The 17,027-nt window shown below is 71.9% G+C and carries 16 protein-coding genes and 1 tRNA gene; 9 read left to right on the top strand and 8 right to left on the bottom strand.

Translation table 11 applies throughout. From position 1 onward, the window contains the following. Positions 1-50 precede the first annotated feature (50 nt). Positions 51-632: a TMEM165/GDT1 family protein gene (locus tag U5640_RS31500; protein ID WP_340380082.1), complete on the bottom strand. Its 582-nt coding sequence runs from the start codon at positions 630-632 to the stop codon at positions 51-53. 390 nt (positions 633-1,022) lie between these two features. On the opposite strand from U5640_RS31500, the gene U5640_RS31495 reads away from it, so the two are divergent. The 5 genes from U5640_RS31495 (at position 1,023) to U5640_RS31475 (ending at position 6,919) form a co-directional block, all read left to right on the top strand. Continuing rightward, the gene (locus U5640_RS31495) at positions 1,023-1,667 is read left to right on the top strand and encodes an HNH endonuclease family protein (protein ID WP_340380080.1); all 645 of its coding nucleotides are present in this window, start codon (positions 1,023-1,025) and stop codon (positions 1,665-1,667) included. Positions 1,668-1,771: 104 nt separating this feature from the next. After that, complete coding sequence (locus U5640_RS31490; protein WP_340380078.1) at positions 1,772-3,481, top strand: alkaline phosphatase D family protein; 1,710 nt, start codon at positions 1,772-1,774, stop codon at positions 3,479-3,481. Between the two features lie 152 nt (positions 3,482-3,633). Further along, entirely contained in the window at positions 3,634-5,541 is a 1,908-nt protein-coding gene (locus U5640_RS31485; protein WP_340380076.1) for an FAD/NAD(P)-binding protein, read from the top strand. 111 nt (positions 5,542-5,652) lie between these two features. Then, positions 5,653-6,108 (top strand): DoxX family protein, encoded by a 456-nt coding sequence (locus U5640_RS31480; protein WP_340380075.1) that lies wholly within the window; start codon positions 5,653-5,655, stop codon positions 6,106-6,108. Positions 6,109-6,307: 199 nt separating this feature from the next. Beyond that, positions 6,308-6,919, top strand: coding sequence for a VTT domain-containing protein (locus U5640_RS31475; RefSeq protein ID WP_340380073.1), 612 nt, complete (start codon positions 6,308-6,310; stop codon positions 6,917-6,919). A gap of 53 nt (positions 6,920-6,972) precedes the next feature. On the opposite strand, the gene U5640_RS31470 is transcribed toward U5640_RS31475, so the two are convergent. Further along, positions 6,973-7,200, bottom strand: a complete 228-nt coding sequence (locus tag U5640_RS31470) for a DUF2277 domain-containing protein (RefSeq protein ID WP_340380072.1) — start codon at positions 7,198-7,200, stop codon at positions 6,973-6,975. A 46-nt stretch (positions 7,201-7,246) separates the two neighbouring features. Between U5640_RS31470 and U5640_RS31465 the strand changes: the two genes are divergently transcribed. Together U5640_RS31465 and U5640_RS31460 are read left to right on the top strand one after the other, a co-directional pair. Next, positions 7,247-8,092 carry a serine hydrolase domain-containing protein gene (locus U5640_RS31465; RefSeq protein ID WP_340380070.1) on the top strand — a complete coding sequence of 282 codons (846 nt, stop codon included), beginning with the start codon at positions 7,247-7,249 and terminating at the stop codon, positions 8,090-8,092. 96 nt (positions 8,093-8,188) lie between these two features. After that, on the top strand, positions 8,189-8,533 hold the full coding sequence (locus tag U5640_RS31460; protein WP_340380068.1) for a hypothetical protein: 345 nt from the start codon (positions 8,189-8,191) through the stop codon (positions 8,531-8,533). Here U5640_RS31460 and U5640_RS31455 read toward each other — a convergent pair. From U5640_RS31455 to U5640_RS31445, 3 genes are all read right to left on the bottom strand, one after another. Continuing rightward, positions 8,530-9,177: a DUF305 domain-containing protein gene (locus U5640_RS31455; protein WP_340380066.1), complete on the bottom strand. Its 648-nt coding sequence runs from the start codon at positions 9,175-9,177 to the stop codon at positions 8,530-8,532. The two genes, U5640_RS31460 and U5640_RS31455, sit on opposite strands and share 4 nt — an antisense overlap. Before the next feature lie 89 nt (positions 9,178-9,266). Beyond that, a complete protein-coding gene (locus tag U5640_RS31450) occupies positions 9,267-9,656 on the bottom strand; it encodes a DUF6153 family protein (RefSeq protein ID WP_340380063.1) in 390 nt (129 codons plus the stop codon). A gap of 75 nt (positions 9,657-9,731) precedes the next feature. Continuing rightward, positions 9,732-9,806 (bottom strand) — tRNA-Val (locus U5640_RS31445). 167 nt (positions 9,807-9,973) lie between these two features. Here U5640_RS31445 and U5640_RS31440 point away from each other — a divergent pair. Together U5640_RS31440 and U5640_RS31435 are read left to right on the top strand one after the other, a co-directional pair. Then, positions 9,974-11,344: a hypothetical protein gene (locus tag U5640_RS31440; protein WP_340380061.1), complete on the top strand. Its 1,371-nt coding sequence runs from the start codon at positions 9,974-9,976 to the stop codon at positions 11,342-11,344. 97 nt (positions 11,345-11,441) lie between these two features. Next, entirely contained in the window at positions 11,442-12,017 is a 576-nt protein-coding gene (locus U5640_RS31435; protein ID WP_340380060.1) for a DUF4383 domain-containing protein, read from the top strand. Here U5640_RS31435 and U5640_RS31430 read toward each other — a convergent pair. From U5640_RS31430 to U5640_RS31420, 3 genes are all read right to left on the bottom strand, one after another. Continuing rightward, positions 12,005-13,177 (bottom strand): amidase domain-containing protein, encoded by a 1,173-nt coding sequence (locus U5640_RS31430; RefSeq protein ID WP_340380058.1) that lies wholly within the window; start codon positions 13,175-13,177, stop codon positions 12,005-12,007. The two genes, U5640_RS31435 and U5640_RS31430, sit on opposite strands and share 13 nt — an antisense overlap. 107 nt (positions 13,178-13,284) lie before the next feature. After that, positions 13,285-14,565: a hypothetical protein gene (locus U5640_RS31425; protein WP_340380056.1), complete on the bottom strand. Its 1,281-nt coding sequence runs from the start codon at positions 14,563-14,565 to the stop codon at positions 13,285-13,287. Between the two features lie 45 nt (positions 14,566-14,610). Then, positions 14,611-16,788, bottom strand: a complete 2,178-nt coding sequence (locus U5640_RS31420) for a transglycosylase domain-containing protein (RefSeq protein ID WP_340385449.1) — start codon at positions 16,786-16,788, stop codon at positions 14,611-14,613. Between the last annotated feature and the right edge of the window lie 239 nt (positions 16,789-17,027).

Here is a 17,027-nt window from a genome sequence, read left to right as displayed (position 1 = left end):
TTCAGCTCGACGCCCGGCCCCGCGCCCGCCCGACACCCGGCAGACCCGCCTCAGCCCGCGATCGCCTCCCACAGGCTCCACACGCCGAGCGCGAGCATCAGCAGCGCGGCGATCCGCGTGATCAGCTTCAGCGGCACCCGCTTCATCAGCGCCTTTCCGCCGACGATCCCGAGTCCGGCCACCGCCCACAGCGCCAGCACCGCGCCGAGGCCGACGGAGAGGGGGTCGTCGTAGCGGGCGGCGAGGTTGGCCGTCATGATCTGCGTCAGATCGCCGAACTCGGCGACCAGGATCAGCATGAACCCGGCGCCCGCGACCTTCCAGAAGGACTGGTTCTCCGGCCGCCGGACCTCCTCCTCGCCCTCGTCCTTCCGGAACAGCAGCACCGCCGCGCCGCCCAGGAACAGCACGCCCGTCAGCGCGTGCACGATCTGCTGCGGCAGCAGGGTGAGCACGCTGCCGGCCGCCACGGCGAGGGCCACATGCAGGGCGAAGGCGGCGGCGACGCCCGCGAAGACGTAGGAGGCGCGGTAGCGGGTGCCGAGGACGAGACCGGCGAGCGCGGTCTTGTCGGGCAGCTCGGCCAGGAAGACGACGCCGAAGACGACCGCCGTGACGGTGAAGCTGATCAAGGTTCCTCAATCGGTCGGGGGCTGCCCCACCGAGAGTCCGCGCACTTCGCGAGCAATGACACCTCGGCACGGCAGCACACGGCATCCGTGCCGACGGGCACGGATGTGCACTGCTTTGCCGAAGGTCTCGCTGGCCGGCCCCGGGAACGGGCCTGCCTCCGGGCGCCGGCTCAGACGAGCTGAGCAGTATGTCGACGGTCCGGCGAAGAGCTACTCCCCTTCTGCTCCCCCCAGTGTACGAGGAAGCGGCAGAGATCGTTTCGTCGTAAACCTTGTCGTGTCATGTACTCGTCACTAACTTCTTACCGCGCACACATCTCCCCGCAATGCGGCGCGACGAGCATTCCCCTCGCCCGCCCCCCGACACCCCCGCTCCTCAAGGGAGTTCGCATGCCCAAGTTCTACGCGCGTCGACGCCTGAGCATACTCGCGGCGCTCACCGGCCTCCTGGCCTCCGCCGCGCTGTTCAACTCCCCCACCGCCTCCGCCGCCCTCCCCACCCCGGTCAGCGCGGCCACCGCCCGCAGCTACCTCGCCTCGCTCACCGTCGCGACCGAGAACCGCACGGGCTACAGCCGCGACCTGTTCCCGACCTGGATCACCATCAGCGGGACCTGCAACACCCGCGAGTACATCCTCAAGCGTGACGGTACGAACGTCGTCACCAACTCCGCCTGCACCGCCACCAGCGGCAGCTGGTACTCCCCCTACGACGGCGCCACCTGGACCGCCGCCTCCGACCTGGACATCGACCACCTGGTGCCGCTCGCCGAGGCCTGGGACTCCGGCGCCAGCGCCTGGACCACCGCCCAGCGCCAGGCGTTCGCCAACGACGTCACGCGCCCGCAGCTGCTCGCCGTCACCGACAACGTGAACCAGTCGAAGAGCGACCAGGACCCGGCCGAGTGGATGCCGTCCCTCACCTCCTACCGCTGCACCTACGTGCGCGCCTGGGTGCAGGTGAAGTACTACTACGACCTGTCCGTCGACTCCGCCGAGAAGTCCGCGCTCACCAGCTACCTCGCGAGCTGCTGACGCGGGCCGGCGACGCGGGCCGGCGACCGAACGACCGGTGCCGGGCCCTCCCCACACTCCTCCGCCGCTGCGTACCGTACGGGGCGACGGAGGAGAGTGATCCCGTGGCCGGACTGCGGCTTGGCCCCCTGCTGAGATACGCCGACACCTCGTCCGCGACCGTCTGGGTCGAGGCGAGCCGTCCGTGCGCCGCCGAGGTGCGCTGCGCGGACGGCGCCGGCGGCACGGCCCGCACCTTCCAGGTGGCGGGCCACCACTACGCCCTGGTCCCGGTGAACGGTCTGACGCCGGGGACGACGACGGCGTACGAGGTGCTCCTCGACGGCCGCCCCGTGTGGCCGCCGCCCGACTCCCGCTTCCCGCCCTCCGCCATCCGGACCCCGGCCGGGGACGGCGGCGCCGTCCGGGTCGCCTTCGGCTCCTGCCGCTGGGCGGCGCCCCCGGCCGGCGCCGAGGACCCGGTCGGCCCCGACGCCCTGGACAGCCTGGCCGCCCGGCTCGCCGCCGACCCGGCCGCCGAACGGCCCGACGCGCTCCTGCTGCTCGGCGACCAGGTGTACGCCGACGAGGTCTCCGATGCTGTCAAGCAGCGCATACGGGCCCGCCGGGGTCTCGCGGACCCGCCCGGCGCCGAGGTCGCGGACTTCGAGGAGTACACCTGGCTGTACTACGAGTCCTGGCTCGACCCCGAGGTGCGGTGGCTGCTGTCCACCGTGCCCAGCTGCATGGTCTTCGACGACCACGACGTCATCGACGACTGGAACACCTCCGCCGCCTGGCTCGCCGACCTGCGGGCCACGCCCTGGTGGCGGGAGCGGCTGCTGAGCGGCCTGATGTCGTACTGGGTCCATCAGCACCTGGGGAACCTCTCCCCCGCCGAACTGGCCACCGACCCGCTCTACGCCGCCGTACGCGCCACCCCGGACGCCACCGACGTCCTGCGCGCGTTCGCCTGCCGTGCCGACGCCGACCCGGCGTCCGTGCGCTGGAGCTACCGGCGGGACTTCGGGCGGGTGCGGCTGCTGATGGTGGACACCCGGGCCGCCCGGGTCCTGGAGGAGGGCGCGCGGGCGATGCTCGACCCCGGCGAGGCCCGGTGGCTGCGCGAGCAGGCCCTCGAGGACCGGGGCTCCTACGACCATCTCCTCATCGGCACCTCACTGCCCTGGCTGCTGCCGCATCTGGTGCACGACGCCGAGGCCTGGGACGCGGCCCTGTGCCGGGGCGAGCGGGGTGCGCGCTGGGCACGGTTCGGGGAGCGGCTGCGACGGGCGGCCGACCTGGAGCACTGGGCGGCCTTTCCCGCGTCCTTCGCCGCGCTGGCGGAACTGATCGCCGAGGCCGGCTCGGGGCCGGACGCGCCGGCGACGGTGCTGGTGCTCTCCGGTGATGTGCACCACGCGTACGTGGCCGAGCCGCGGTGGCCCGGCACCGGCGGCGGCCAGGTCGACGGCAGCGGCGGCCAGGTCGACGGCGACGGCAGCGACGGCAGCGGCGGCAGCGGCGGCAGCGGCCCGGACGCGCGCGTGCTGCAGCTCACCTGCTCTCCGGTGCACAACTCGATCCCGCTGTCGATCCGGGTCGGCTTCCGGTTCGGCTGGAGCGCGGTGGCCCGGGCGCTCGGGCGGCGGTTCGCCGGGCACGGCGGCTGCGCCCGGCCGCCGGTCTCCTGGCGGAAGACGGGCGGGCCCTGGTTCGGCAACCAGCTCATGACCCTGGCCCTGCACGGCCGTTCGGCCCGGCTGAAGCTGGAACAGGCGCGCGCGAAGGGCGGGTTGACCACGGTGGAGGAGTCCGACTTGACCTCCCGATGAGGGTCATCCGCGACAACTGGGGCCGGTGGGGCCCGCGTTGGCTTCTGTGACGGCCAGCGGCATGATGAGGCGGACCGTCCGCCTCCAGTACCGCACGCGGACGGTCCACTCCATCGCGCCCCACACGCCCGGGAGTCATCCCTTTGCCATCAGTGAACGCGGAAGCGCAAGCGCCGACGGTGTCCGTCGCCCTCGCCCTGGTCGGTGCCGGGCCGCGCGGGACCAGCGTCCTGGAACGTCTCTGCGCGTCCGCGCCGGACCTCCTCCCGCCGGGGGTGCGGCTCACGGTCCACATCGTCGACCCCGATCCGCCGGGGCCCGGCCGGGTGTGGCGGACCACGCAGTCGCCCGAGCTGCTGATGAACACCGTGGCCTCGCAGGTGACGCTGTTCACCGACGACAGCGTGGACTGCGCCGGCCCGATCCGCCCCGGCCCCAGCCTGCACGAGTGGGCGGGCGGCACGCTGGACCCGGACGCGTACCCGACCCGCGCCCACTACGGCCGCTACCTGGAGTGGGTGTTCGCGCGGACCGTGCGCGAGGCGCCGCCCTCCGTGCGTGTGGAGACGCACGCGGCCCGTGCCGTGCGCCTGGACGACGCGGCCGACGGCCGTCAGGTCCTCACCCTCGACGACGGCCGGGTCCTGTTCGGCCTCTGTGCCGTCGTCCTGGCCCAGGGCCATCTGCCGCTGGTCTCCGACGGCGCCGAGCAGCGCCACGCGGCCTACGCCGAACGCCACGGCCTGCGCCATGTCGCCCCCGCCAACCCGGCCGACGTCGACCTCTCCGCCGTCGCCCCCGGCGAACCGGTCCTGCTGCGCGGCCTGGGCCTGAACTTCTTCGACCACGTGGCCCTGCTGACGACGGGGCGGGGCGGCCGTTTCGTCCGGGCGGAGCGCGGCCCGGGCGCGGGCGGGCTGCGCTACGTGCCGTCCGGCCGGGAGCCCCGGATCCACGCCGGGTCGCGGCGCGGGGTCCCGTACCAGGCTCGGGGGGACAACGCGAAGGGGCCCTACGGGCGGCACCTCCCGGTGGTGCTGACGCCGGAGGTGATCGCGGGGCTGCGCAAGCGGGCGGACTCCGGGGAGGCGCCCGACTTCCTGGCGGACGTCTGGCCGCTGGTGGCCAAGGAGGTGGAGACGGTCTACTACACGGCCCTGACGGGCCGGGCGGAGTTCGCCGACCGGTTCCTGGCCGTGCCGCACCGGGACCCCGGGGAGGCCCTCGTCCTGGACGCGTTCGGCGTGGCGGAGGCCGACCGCTGGAGCTGGGACCGGATCTCCCGGCCGTACGCGGAACGGCGGTTCGCGCACCCGGGCCAGTGGCGGGAGTGGCTGCTGGCCCATCTGCGGCGCGACGCGCGGGAGGCGGCGCGCGGGAACGTGGCGGGCCCGCTGAAGGCGGCCCTGGACGTGCTGCGCGATCTGCGCAACGAGCTGCGGCTGGTCGTCGACCACGGCGGGCTCGCCGGGGCCTCCCGCCGGGACCACCTCGACCGCTGGTACACCCCGCTCAACGCCTTCCTGTCCATCGGGCCGCCCCGGCGCCGCGTCGAGGAGCTGACCGCGCTGATCGAGGCCGGCGTGGTGGAGGTGCTCGGCCCGCGCCTGGAGGTGCGCGAGGAGGGCGGGGCCTGGGTCGCCCGCTCCCCCGAGGTGCCGGGCTCGGCGGTCCGGGTGACCACGCTGGTCGAGGCCCGGCTGCCGGAACCGGAGCTGCGCCGCACCGCCGACGTCCTGCTGGCCCGGCTGCTGAAGACCGGGGGGTGCCGGCCCCACACCGTCGACGGGCATGTCACCGGCGGACTGGACGTGACACCGCGGCCGTATCACCTGATAGACCGTCAAGGTCGGTCGCATGCAAGGAGGTTCGCCTTCGGAGTGCCCACGGAGGGGGTGCACTGGGTGACGGCGGCGGGAGCCCGTCCGGGCGTGGATTCGGTCACGCTTTCGGACGCGGACGCGGTGGCCAGAGCAGCCCTACGTGCGGCGACGGCGGAGTGGGGGCCCCGGACGGGGCCCGGGCCATGGCTCAATGTTGAACTTGAAAGCATTGATTAGGTGCGCCTAGCGTTGATCGCTCGTTCGGTACCGCCGTCCCATCGACGGACCGTCCGCCGTGCCCCATCAGGACGGTCCCACCGACCCGACACCGAAGGAGCACCCCCCACCATGTCCGCTCGCCTCAACACCGCACAGCCCTATGCGTTAGGGCTCTTCCGCATCGTCGTGGGCCTGCTGTTCGCCTGCCACGGCGCCGCCTCCCTCTTCGGCATCCTGGGAGGCGCCGTCGGCACGGACGGCGGCACCGTCGACACGGGCTCCTGGCCCGGCTGGTACGCGGCCGCGATCCAGCTGGTCTGCGGCGTCCTGGTGCTGATCGGCCTCGGCACCCGGGCCGCCGCGTTCCTCGCCTCGGGCTCCATGGCGTACGCGTACTTCAAGGTGCACCAGCCAGGGGCCCTGTGGCCGCTGGAGAACGGCGGCGAGCCCTCCGCGATGTTCTGCTGGGCCTTCCTGCTGCTGGTCTTCACCGGCTCCGGCGCGCTGAGCCTGGACCGGCTGATCACCAGGCGCTCGCCCGGCAAGCGCGGGCCGTCCGCCCGGCAGACCACCGCCACGGCCTGACCCCCGTAACAGAACGTCGTACGCCGGGTGCCCTCGCCACGACGACCGGGAGGGCACCCGTGTTCACAGGCGCGGCCGCCGAGGACTGCGAGCGGATCCGGGAGTGAATGCGAACTGCGAACACAAACACACCTCGTGACCCTTCTGTCACCTCCCCCGCGTACGCTGTATGGCTGTCATTGTCACGGGGGAGCGAACGGTGTTCGAGAGTGTGGGGGCCTTGCTGGGCAGCCCTTGGATCTACGCGCTGGTGGGCCTGTCGGTCCTGCTGGACGTGTTCCTGCCGGTCCTGCCGAGCGGGGTGCTGGTCATCACGGCGGCCACCGCGGCGGCCGCCGGCTCGGGAGCGGCGACCGGCCGGGTGCCGCACGAGGTGCCCGACATCCTGGCCCTGGTCCTCTCCGCGACGACCGCGTCCGTCCTGGGCGACCTCGTCGCCTACCGGCTGGCCTGGCGCGGCGGTGAGCGCCTGGACCGGGCGATCTCCCGCTCCCGGCGGCTGACCACCGCGCAGGAACGTCTCGGCGAGGCCCTGGCCCGGGGCGGCGGCGCCCTGGTCGTCCTCGCCCGGTTCGCGCCCGCCGGCCGCTCGGTGGTCTCCCTGATCGCCGGTGCCGCACACCGCCGCGCCCGTGACTTCCTGCCCTGGTCCGCGCTGGCCGGCCTGTCCTGGACCGCGTACAGCGTGGCCCTCGGCTACTTCGGCGCGCACTGGCTGGGCGCCGGCTGGCTGGCCACCGGGGTCTCCGTGCTGGCCCTGTTCGGGGCGGGCGCGGGAGCGGCGTACGTCATGCGCCGCCCGTCGGCGTAGCCCGGCCGCGGGCCGGTTACGACGGGCCGCGCGCCGGATGCGGGCTCGGCCCCTCAGGACGCCCGGCTCGCCGCGCCCCGCACCTCCAGGCCGCCGAGCAGCTGGGCCGTGGCCTCGGCGATCGCCTCCACGGCGTGGTCGAACACCTCCCTGTTGTGGGCGGCCGGCGCCCGGAACCCGGACACCTTGCGGACGTACTGCAGGGCGGCGGCGTGGATGTCCTCCGGGGTCGCCTGCTCGGGCAACACGGGCGGACGCAGCGTCTTGATACTCCGGCACATGCCACCAGTCTCCCCCGCCCCGACCCGACCCGAAAGAAGAACTCCCATGCGGCGCCCCGTCCCGACCTGTGTCCTGACCTCCGCCGGCCGGCCCGCCCTCGCCGACGGTCACGCCGTCAACCGGTACGTCCAGATCGGCTCGCTCACCAAGGCCGTCACCGGGACCGTGCTGACCCGGATGGCGGCGGCCGGGGCGCTGTCCCTGGACGACCCGCTCGAACGGTGGCTGCCCGAGGCTCCCGCGACCGGGATCACCCTGCTCCACCTGGCCCGGCACACCTCCGGTCTCCCCCGGCTGCCCCCCGTCCTGCTACCGCGCCGGGACCCGTACGCCGCCTTCGGCCGTCTCGCGCTGCAGGCCCTCGTCCGCCGGCTGGACACGCTCGTCACCCGCCCCCCGGGCGAGGAGGAGACGTACTCCAACCTCGGGTACGCGGTGCTCGGCGCGGCGCTGACCGCCGCCGCGTCCGGGGCGTCGTACGAAGAGCTGGTGACGGAGCACGTACTGCGCCCGCTGGACGTCACGGAGGTGAGCGCGCGTCCCGCTCCGGAGCGGCGGCTGCTCGCACCCGGGCGGTTCGGCGGCACCCGGCGGCCCTGGACGATGAACGGCGCGATGCTGCCCGCGGGCGGCTTGTGGGCGACCCCCCGGGCGACCGCCGACCTGGTCGTACGGCTGCTGGTGGAGCGCCGGCTGGGGGACCCCGCGCCGAGCTGGCGGACGGCCGGTGAGCTGCTCTGGCACAACGGTGCGGTGGGCCGTGCCTCGGTCTTCGCCGGGGCCCTGCCGGACGGCACCTGGGTGGTGGTCCACCGCCTCGCCGGGGACGCGGACACCACGGACCGGATGGGCATCGCCGCCCTGAAGCGGGAGCGCACGTCCGGTCCCTGACCCCCGGCCACCCCCGGCCCCTTTGTCGAACGGATGTTCACACGAACCCCCCGAAGGAGCTCGCCCCGCAAAATCGAACAGGCGTACCATTGCCGTGTGGCTAAGACCTATGACTTTCCCAGCGACCTGCGCGCCGGTCAGGAGGAGCTGCATCAGGTCCGGGCCGAGCTGTCGGCCCTGCTGAAGCGGCTCCCCTGGTCGGTGGAGCCCCTGGACGGATTCAGTGACGCGGGCGGCTGGCGCAAGATCGAGCGCCCCGCGTCCCCGGGCTGGACGGCCGACGAGCAGGCCGAGGTGGAGAAGCTGCGGCGGCGCGAGCACGAGCTCGCGGTGTTCGTGAGCTGCCACCGCTTCTGGTCGGAGGTCGCCGCCGAGGACCGGGTGGAGGCCCGCACGCGCCTCAAGCACGCGCACGAGACCCCACCCGGTGAAGCGGACTAGGACTTCCCGGCGAGGAGGCCCTTCATCTCGGCGATCTCCGCGGTCTGGCCGGTGACGATGTCGCCGGCCGTGTCCTTGGCCGCCGGGTAACGGCCCTTGTCCCGCTCGGTTCCGGCCATCGCGACGGCGCCCTCGTGGTGCTCGACCATCAGCGCGAGGAAGGCGCTGTCGAAGGCCGCCCCGGACGCCTTCTCCAGCGTCTTCATCCGGGCGTCGTCCATCATCCCGGCCATGCCGCCGGAGCCGTGGTCCATGCCGGGCATGGAGTCGTCGGCCGCCGCGCCCTCCGCGGGCACGTCCTCGCCCCAGGCCTTCAGCCAGCCGGTCATCTTCTCGATCTCCGGGTCCTGGGCCTTCTCGATCCGGGCCGCGAGGTCCTTGACCTGGGCGGAGGAGGCACGGTCGGCGGCGAGCTCCGCCATCTGCAGGGCCTGCCGGTGGTGCGGGATCATGCCCTGCGCGAAGGTGACGTCCTGGGCGTTGTGCTCACCGCCGGAGACCGCCGCCGAGGCGGAGGGCGAGGAGGCGGGGGACGAGGAGGCGGACTCGCCGTCCCCGCCGCACGCGGTGAGGAGCAGCGCGGCCGTCGCGGTCACGGCCGTCAGCGCGGCACGGCGGATCGGGCTGCGGGTGGTGCTGGTCATACGGGAACTCCTGGGCAGAAAAGGGTGCGTGGACACGTCGGCGCACCCCGCCGGCCCGTCACCGGGAGCGTGGGTGCGCGCAGCGGTGTCTAGATCCGCAGGAGTTGGAGTTCCGCCAGGGAGGGTGGCGCGCGGGCGGCGTCGGGAGCCGCGACCGCGAAGGAGCACGGCGTCTCGTCCGCCACGGCGAAGGGGGCGGGGTCGGGCAGCAGGCCCGGCAGCGCCGGTCCCCCGCTCACGGCGGCCGAGGCGCAGGTGGAGTCGGCGTGCCGGGCGTGTCCGCCACCGCAGTGGCCCTCGTGCCCCGCACAGCCGTCGTGGCCCTCGGCGGGGGCGACGGACACCACGGCCGCGACGGCCGTCGTCAGGCGCGGCTCCGCGTGCGCGGACACCACTCCTCCGGGCGCGAGCCCGTGCATGCCGAGCAGGCCCACGAGGAGCCCCAGCACGCACACCGCCCGCCGCCACAGTCCGTTCACAGCGGTCATCCTAGACACAGCGCGCCCCGGGCATGCGAAGGGCCCCCGGATCTCTCCGGGGGCCCTTCGGTCTCCTGGTGGGCGCGGACGGTTTCGAACCGCCGACATCCTGCTTGTAAGGCAGGCGCTCTACCCCTGAGCTACGCACCCAGGACGAGTCGACAGCCTACATTGCCCCGGGCGGTGCCCCGCAAACGTGTATCGGCGCCGGTGGGAAAGTCACGGTCCCGACGGTGAACTGACCGGCCCGTGTGTTCGTCTTCAACCGGTGGGAGAATGAACACCGGTTCAGGCGAATCACAGCACGGGAGAGGGATGTGACGGCGACACCACCGCAGCCGTACTCGCCGTTGGTGCCGCGCGCACACCGCCCGGTGCGGGACGCCCTCACCCTGCTCGCCCTGCCGCTCGTCGTCGCGCTCGCGCTGCCCGCCGCGTTCGCCGGCGGCGGCACCCGGCGCTGGTTCGGCGGGCGGGCGGAGGGCCAGCGCGCCGAGGCGCAGGCCGCGAAGGACGCGGCGGCGGCCGCGTTCTACGAGCTGGACACCGCCCAGCGGGATCTGCGGATCTCCATCGAGACGATCACGGCGGTGGACGACAGCCCGGCGGCCCGGCGCGCGGTCTCCGCCTTCGAGGAGATCGGCCGGCGCATCGACGAGGCCAGCAGCCGGTACATCGACGCGGTCGACGCCCACGACCTCGACCGGGACGACCTCGAGGCCTCGGCGGCCGCGCGGGCGCGCACCGAGCTGACCCGGGCCAAGGACGAGCTGGGCAACGTCAAGAAGGAGCTGGATCGTTTCGCCGAGGGGCTCGGCCCGCTGCTGGGCAAGGCGGAGACCCAGCTGGCCCGGCTGGCACCCGCCGTGGAGCGGGCCCGGCAGGCGCTGCTGGCCGCGTCGGACGCGCTGGACGCGGTACGGCGGACGGGGCTGACGGCGGACGACCTGGCGGCCCGGCTCGCCGCCCTCGGGCCGGAGCTGACCCGGATGAACCAGGGGGCGGGACAACACGGCGTGCCGCAGACGCTGGAGCGGGCCGAGCGGGTCGCCCGGGAGGCCGCGGCGGTCCGGGCGGAGGCGGAGCGGCTGCCGGAGAAGGCCGCGGAGATCGACCACCGGCTGGTGTCGCTGCGGACGCGGGCGCAGGCGCTCACGACCCGCGCGGGCCAGGTCGACCCGATCCTGAGCGAGCTGCGGCGGCGGTTCGCGGCGGCCTGCTGGCAGGACCTCCAGCGGGTGCCCGAGCAGGCCGCGGAGAACGTACGGCAGGCGGAGGCGAGGCTGCGGGAGGCGCAGGCGGCGCGGGACGCCCAGCGCTGGCCGGACGCCGCCTCGCTGCTGTCCACGGCGCGGGCGCTGCTGAACACCACCGACGAGGCGGTCTCCGCCGCCGGTGACCGGCTGCACCGGCTGAACGCCGTGCAGAAGGACCCGAAGGCCGAGATCGACCGGACCCGGTTCGCGATCCGGGACGCGCAGCGGCTGGCGATGGCCGGGCGCAACACGCCCGATCCCCGGGACGCGCGCCCCCTGGACGACGCGGTGGCGCGGCTGGAGCGGGCGATCGGCACCCTGGAGGGCCGCCACCCCGACTACTGGCACTTCCTCACCGAGACGGAGGGGGTGCGGCAGTCGGTGGCCGCCGTGGTGACCCGGATCCGGGAGGAGCGCGGCGCGGGCCACTGAGGGCCGTCGCACCGACGTTTGCCGCCGGGGCCGGGCGGGCGGATATTGGGGTACGTACGGGGCCTCTTCCGGCACATCCACGCGCAAGGAGGCGGAGATGGCCGCACACGCACTGCACGCCCGTCGGCGGATCAGGCTCGACGACCACCTGCCGGTCGACCACCGGCTGAACCTGGTCTACCGGATCGGGGCCGGGCTGATGGGCCTGGGACTCGTCGTCTTCGGGATCTTCGGCGTCCTGGACGAGATCGGCACCTTCGACACCGGAGGGGACCAGGTCTGGGGGCTGAACACCAACGGCGCGCTGAGCTGGCTGTCGATCGGGGTCGGACTGCTGCTCTTCGTGGGCATGGTGATCGGCGGCAACTTCGCGTCCACGCTCAACATGACCTTCGGGATCCTGTTCATCCTCAGCGGCTTCCTCAACATGGCGCTGCTGGAGACGGACTACAACTTCCTGGCCTTCAAGATCCAGAACTGCATGCTGAGCTTCGTGATCGGGATCCTGCTGCTGGTCTTCGGGATGTACGGCAGGGTCGGATCGGCCCTGCCGCACGACAACCCGTACTGGCGGGCCCGCCACCCCGAGTACGCCGAGGAGCGGGACCGCCACCAGGAACTCAGGGAGAACTGGCCCCCGTCATCGCCCCCGTCGTCCGATCAGGTGCGGTAGGCGTAGTAGTACGCGTTCGGGTACGACGCGACGAGGCTCGCCACCGACCGGCGGAGCGTGTTGTTCGAGTGGTAGGTCACGTACGGGATGCCGTTGGCCTTGTACGTGACGATCATGGTGTGGTCCTTGGACCCGTCCCGGTCGAAGTCCATCTGGAGGACGTCGCCGACCTCCAGCTGGTAGACGTTCGCCAGCGCGGTGGTCCGCTTGGAGTTCTGCGCGAACCACGACCACTCGTTGACGCCGACGAACGAGTCCGACTGGATGTCGGCGTTGCCGAACCACTTGGTGTAGTCGTACACGTAGCCCGGGACGTGCTTCCAGCCGCCCGCCTTCAGCGACTGGCTGACGAAGTTCGTGCAGTCGCCGCCCGCGGTGTGGTTGTTGAAGTCCGGGTAGTCCTTGTTGTACGTGAACACGTACTTCTCGGCGTAGGCCGCCATGGCCTTGTAGTCGTACGTGGTGCCCGTCTTCGGCACGGCGACCGGGTTGCGGGTGGTCGCCGCGCGCGCGGCGTTCGGCATGGTGTCGTCGGCCGTGGTGACCTTGACGGACGCCACCGGCTTGGACAGCGTGTTCACCGCGAGGCCACCCTGGTCGGTGTCCGTGATGCCGGTGAGCTGCCAGGTGCCGCGCCGGTCCGCCGTGAACGTCAGCTCGTGGTGCGCCTGGAAGCCGGTGGACTTCGGCTGGCCGGCGGCGGCGTTCGCGTAGGTCAGGGTCGTGGTCTCGGTGACCGCGGCCTTGGCCGTACGGCCCGTCACGCGCGTGGCGTTCAGGGTGACGGTGGTGGCGGCCTTGCTGTACTTCTCGCCGGCCTTGGCCAGCTTGTCCTTGCGCTGTCCCAGTGAGGACAGGGCGGCGCCCTCGGTGCGGGCGGTGCCCGCGGAGAGCTTGACGCTGCCGGAGAAGCCGTTGGTCAGCGGCGTCTCGCGGTCGCCCTGCTTGCCGGTGACCAGGGCGTCGGTGCGGTCGGTGAAGACCGCGTCGGCCAGCCGCTGGAAGGTGGCCTTGGTCTTCGCGTCGACCGTGGGGTCGTCGACGACCGCGGCGCCCGCGGACCAGTTCGGGAGCAGCGCCGCCCCCGCCACGACCGAGGCGGCGGCCGCCCCGAGTATCGTGGCGCGGCGCCTCGAACGGCTCAATTTCCTTGACTTCACTGATGTTTCCCCTCTTGCCCGGCGGAGGGATGCCGGGGAGGGCATCTTTGCACGGCGTGTGTGGGTGATGTGAAGAGGGGTACGGTTGAAGTTTGGTTACTTCGCCGTCACTTCACGACGGCGGACCAGTCGCTCGGCGACTGGGCGGGGTCCAGGCTGCGCAGCGCCGCCAGCGTCTCGGGCTTCTGCACGTCCATCCAGTCGGCCAGCTCCTTGAAGGACACGCACTTGACGTCCTTCTTGGTGCACACGTTCTCGATGACGTGATCGACGGCCTTCATGTAGATGCCGCCGTTCCAGTTCTCGAAGTGGTTGCCGATGAACAGCGGTGCGCGGCTGCCGTAGTACACGCGGTTGAAGCCGGACATGTAGGAGTCGATGGTCTGCTGCTGCCACTCGGCGTACCTGGCGGGGTCGCCCTCGGTCTCGCCGTTCGACTGGTTGTAGAGGAAGTTGAAGTCCATGGACAGGGCCTGGATGTCACCGTAGGGCAGTCCCTGGAGCGGGAAGTCCCACAGGCCGTCCTTCTTCGTCGGCCAGACCTGCAGACCGCCGGGGTTGGAGGCGTCGTAGCGCCAGCCGTAGCTCTTGGCCGCCTTGAGCAGGTTCTCCTGCCCTTCCAGGCAGGGCGCCCGGCCGCCGGTGACCTCCTTCTTGAAGTCGAAGGGCAGCGGGGCCATGTCCTTGTCACCGGTGTTGGTCTTCCAGTTCTCCACGAACGCGTAGAACTGGTCGATCTCGCTCTTCCACTGCGCGACGCTCCAGTCGCCGCCGCCCTTGGCCCCGCAGAAGTGCCCGTTGAAGTGGGTGCCTATCTCGTTGCCCTCCAGCCAGGCCTTGGAGAGCTGTCCGAGCGTGGTGCGGATGTGTTCGTCGGTGGGGAAGCTGATCGCCGCCGCGCCCTTGTCGTGCATCGGCGGCGCGTACAGGTCCCGCTTGCTCTTGGGCAGCAGGTAGATGCCGGTGAGGAAGAAGGTCATGTGGGCGTCGTACTGCTTGGCCATCTCGCGGTAGTGCTCGAAGAGCCCGTCGTCGCCCGCGAGCGCGCCGTCCCAGGACAGGACGACGAACTGGGGCGGCTGCTCACCGGGCTTGAGGGGTACCGCCTTCAACTGGTCCTTCTGCGGACCGGTGTACGAGGTGGAGCCGTCCCCCAGGACATGGGTCTTGCCGTCCCACACCGGCTCCTCGCTCGCCTTCGCCGACGCCTTCTTGCTGTCCCCCGAGGACGCCGTCGGCTGGGTGTTGCCGGTGCGGCCGAGCACCAGGTAGCCGCCCATCAGCGAGGCGACGACGAGAAGCGCCGCCAGGGTGAGGAACCCTGGGTGCGCGGCGGCGGTGCGGCGCGGTTCCGCGGCCTTGCGGCGGCGGCCCGACGGTGACTTCATGTGCGGCTCATTCTCGGGTTGGGGACGCGGGGCCCGTTTCGGTGGTCAGCCGAGCGGGCGCATGGCACTGGACCAGATGCCGTACGGGACGCTGTCGCCGGTGGTTCCGGCGATGCCCTCCAGCGGCAGCGGTTCCAGGCTCTTGGTGAGGTCGATGCGGTACACGACGACCGCGGTGGACACCTTCTTGGCGGTGCCGACGTACCAGGCCGCGGTGTCCTTGTCGGTGGTGCCGGCCTTGCCCGCCGGTGCGGACCCGGTGGAGGAGAAGGGCACGTCGGACGGGTGGGCGGTGCGGAAGGAGTCGGTGAGCGCGGAGGTGACCTCGTCGGCCACCGCGGTGCGCATCGCCCGCTTGGGCTTCGGCGTGTCCAGGGGCATGTCGGAGCCGTTCCGGGTGATCCGCAGCACCGAGTACGGCTCGGTGTGCCTGCCGTCCGCGGCGAAGGTGGAGTAGCCGCTGGCCATCCGGATCGCGCTGGGCGTGGAGCTGCCCAGGGACAGCGCGGGCACCTGGGCGCCGATGCTGGACGGGAGGAAGCCGGAGGCCTCCGCGGTGCGGCGCACCCTGTCCAGGCCGGTGTCCATGCCGAGTTGCATGAACGGCGTGTTCACCGACAGCGCCAGCGCGCGGTGCAGGGAGATCTGCCCGTAGGACCTGCCGCCGTCGTTCTGGGCGGCGACGCGTTTGCCGCTGCGGTCCCAGTAGTAGCCCTCGGGGGTGGTCAGCAGGACCTTGTCGTCGCCGTTGTAGAGCGAGTCGCCGGTGACGGTGGCGGCGTCCCCGTCGCGGGTCTTGCGGATGCCGTTCTCCAGCCCCGCGGCGTAGACGAAGGGCAGGAAGGCGGAGCCGGCCGGGACGGTGGTGGCGTTGGACTCGTTGTAGCCCTGCGTACGGTGGTCGGGCCCGCCGTAGACGGCGAGGATCCGTCCGTCGGAGGTGACGGAGGCGGCGCCGTAGTGGGCGGCCTTCGCGTTCTTCGGGTCGTCCTTGAGCGCCTTCTTGCGGGCGGCGGTGACGGCCTTGGTGAGCTTGTCCTCGCGCTTCTTGTCGAAGGTCGTGTAGACCTGGTAGCCGCCCAGGTCGAAGTCCTTGTCGGAGATGCCCGCGGACTTCTTGGCGTACTGGGTGGCGAGCTCCACCAGGTAGTCGCTCTGCTCACCGGTGTCGTACAGCGGGTTGCTCTTCAGCGGCTCGGGGAACTTCGTGTACCTGGCCCGCTCGGCCTTCGACAGCTTGCCGATCTCGACCATCCGGTCCAGGGTCCACCGCCAGCGCTCGACGGCGCGATCGCGGTTGGCGCCGGACAGCGTCGGGTCGTAGAGGCCCGCACCCCTGAGCAGGGAGGCGAGGAACGCGGCCTCGCTGGCGTTGAGCTCGCCGACGTCCTTGCCGTAGTAGGCCTGGGAGGCGCGCTGGATGCCGTAGGTGCCGCGGCCGAACCAGCTGGTGTTGAGGTAGCCCTCGAGGATGTCGTCCTTGCTCATCTGGTTGTCCAGCTTGAGGGAGATCATCGCCTCGGTGAACTTGCGGCTGAGCGTCTGCTCCTGGTTCAGGTAGACGTTCTTCACGTACTGCTGGGTGATCGTCGAGCCGCCCTGGGTGTCGCCCTGGCCGATGGTGCGGAACAGGGCACGGCCGATGCCCTTGAACGAGATGCCGGGGTCGCTGTAGAAGCTCGCGTTCTCGGCGGCGAGGACCGCCCAGCGGACGTCCTCGGGGATGTCCTTCAGCGGCATCGCCTGGCGCTGCACCCAGCCGGTGCGGGCCATGGGCGTCCCGTCGGACCAGAAGAACACGTTGTCCTGCTGGGTGGCGTACGAGTTGAGGTTCTGCGGGACGTCGGTGGCCGCGTAGGCGACGACGAGGAGGAAGGTGCTCAGCCCCAGGGAGGCGAAGAAGCCTCCCAGGCTCTGCCGCCAGGAGGGTATCCAGCGCCGCCAGTCGTCGCGGCCGGGGCGCGGGTACTGCGGGCGGAGCCTGCGGACATAGGGAGTGACACGAGTCACATAAGGGCTCAGTACCGCGGCGAGGGGAGCCAGCCGGGCGCCCAAAACCACGGATATTCGGGCAAACAGGGAGGGACGCGGGGCCTTGCGGCGATTTCCCGAAGTACGCGATTTCTCCGAACTCCCGGATGTGTCAGGAACTTTAGGAATGTCCGACACCCGCAGCTGCATGGTCTCGTCCGCCCGAAAACCGGCAGGGAGCTTCAACTGCATGGTCTCGTCCGGCCTTTGGGGCTCCTCCCCCTGCCCCACCTGGTCCACTACGCGTCTCCCTCCGCACCTTCGTGTTGCTCGCACAGGCAGACGTACAGACGTACGAGGGTCTGACATGGTTGCCGTGGACTCGGCTGCAAACCCTGAATCCCCCCGACCTCGCGGTTCATCGCGGCACCCTCAAATTACCAGCGCCCTTCGCAAATTCTCCACATAAGAAATCGACAGAAGCAAACACA

The sequence above is a fragment of the Streptomyces sp. SS7 genome, from assembly GCF_037993025.1.
Lineage (GTDB): Bacteria > Actinomycetota > Actinomycetes > Streptomycetales > Streptomycetaceae > Streptomyces.
Note: the sequence above shows the minus strand (reverse complement) of the source record. Positions and strands in the feature narration are given on the sequence as shown.

Coding starts and splice junctions, on each gene's coding strand:
- U5640_RS31425 (WP_340380056.1), bottom strand. CDS start 14,565: ATGAAGTCACCGTCGGGCCGCCGCCGCAAGGCCGCGGAACCGCGCCGC.
- U5640_RS31495 (WP_340380080.1), top strand. CDS start 1,023: ATGCCCAAGTTCTACGCGCGTCGACGCCTGAGCATACTCGCGGCGCTC.
- U5640_RS31465 (WP_340380070.1), top strand. CDS start 7,247: ATGCGGCGCCCCGTCCCGACCTGTGTCCTGACCTCCGCCGGCCGGCCC.
- U5640_RS31480 (WP_340380075.1), top strand. CDS start 5,653: ATGTCCGCTCGCCTCAACACCGCACAGCCCTATGCGTTAGGGCTCTTC.
- U5640_RS31470 (WP_340380072.1), bottom strand. CDS start 7,200: ATGTGCCGGAGTATCAAGACGCTGCGTCCGCCCGTGTTGCCCGAGCAG.
- U5640_RS31435 (WP_340380060.1), top strand. CDS start 11,442: ATGGCCGCACACGCACTGCACGCCCGTCGGCGGATCAGGCTCGACGAC.
- U5640_RS31420 (WP_340385449.1), bottom strand. CDS start 16,788: ATGCAGTTGAAGCTCCCTGCCGGTTTTCGGGCGGACGAGACCATGCAG.
- U5640_RS31455 (WP_340380066.1), bottom strand. CDS start 9,177: ATGACCAGCACCACCCGCAGCCCGATCCGCCGTGCCGCGCTGACGGCC.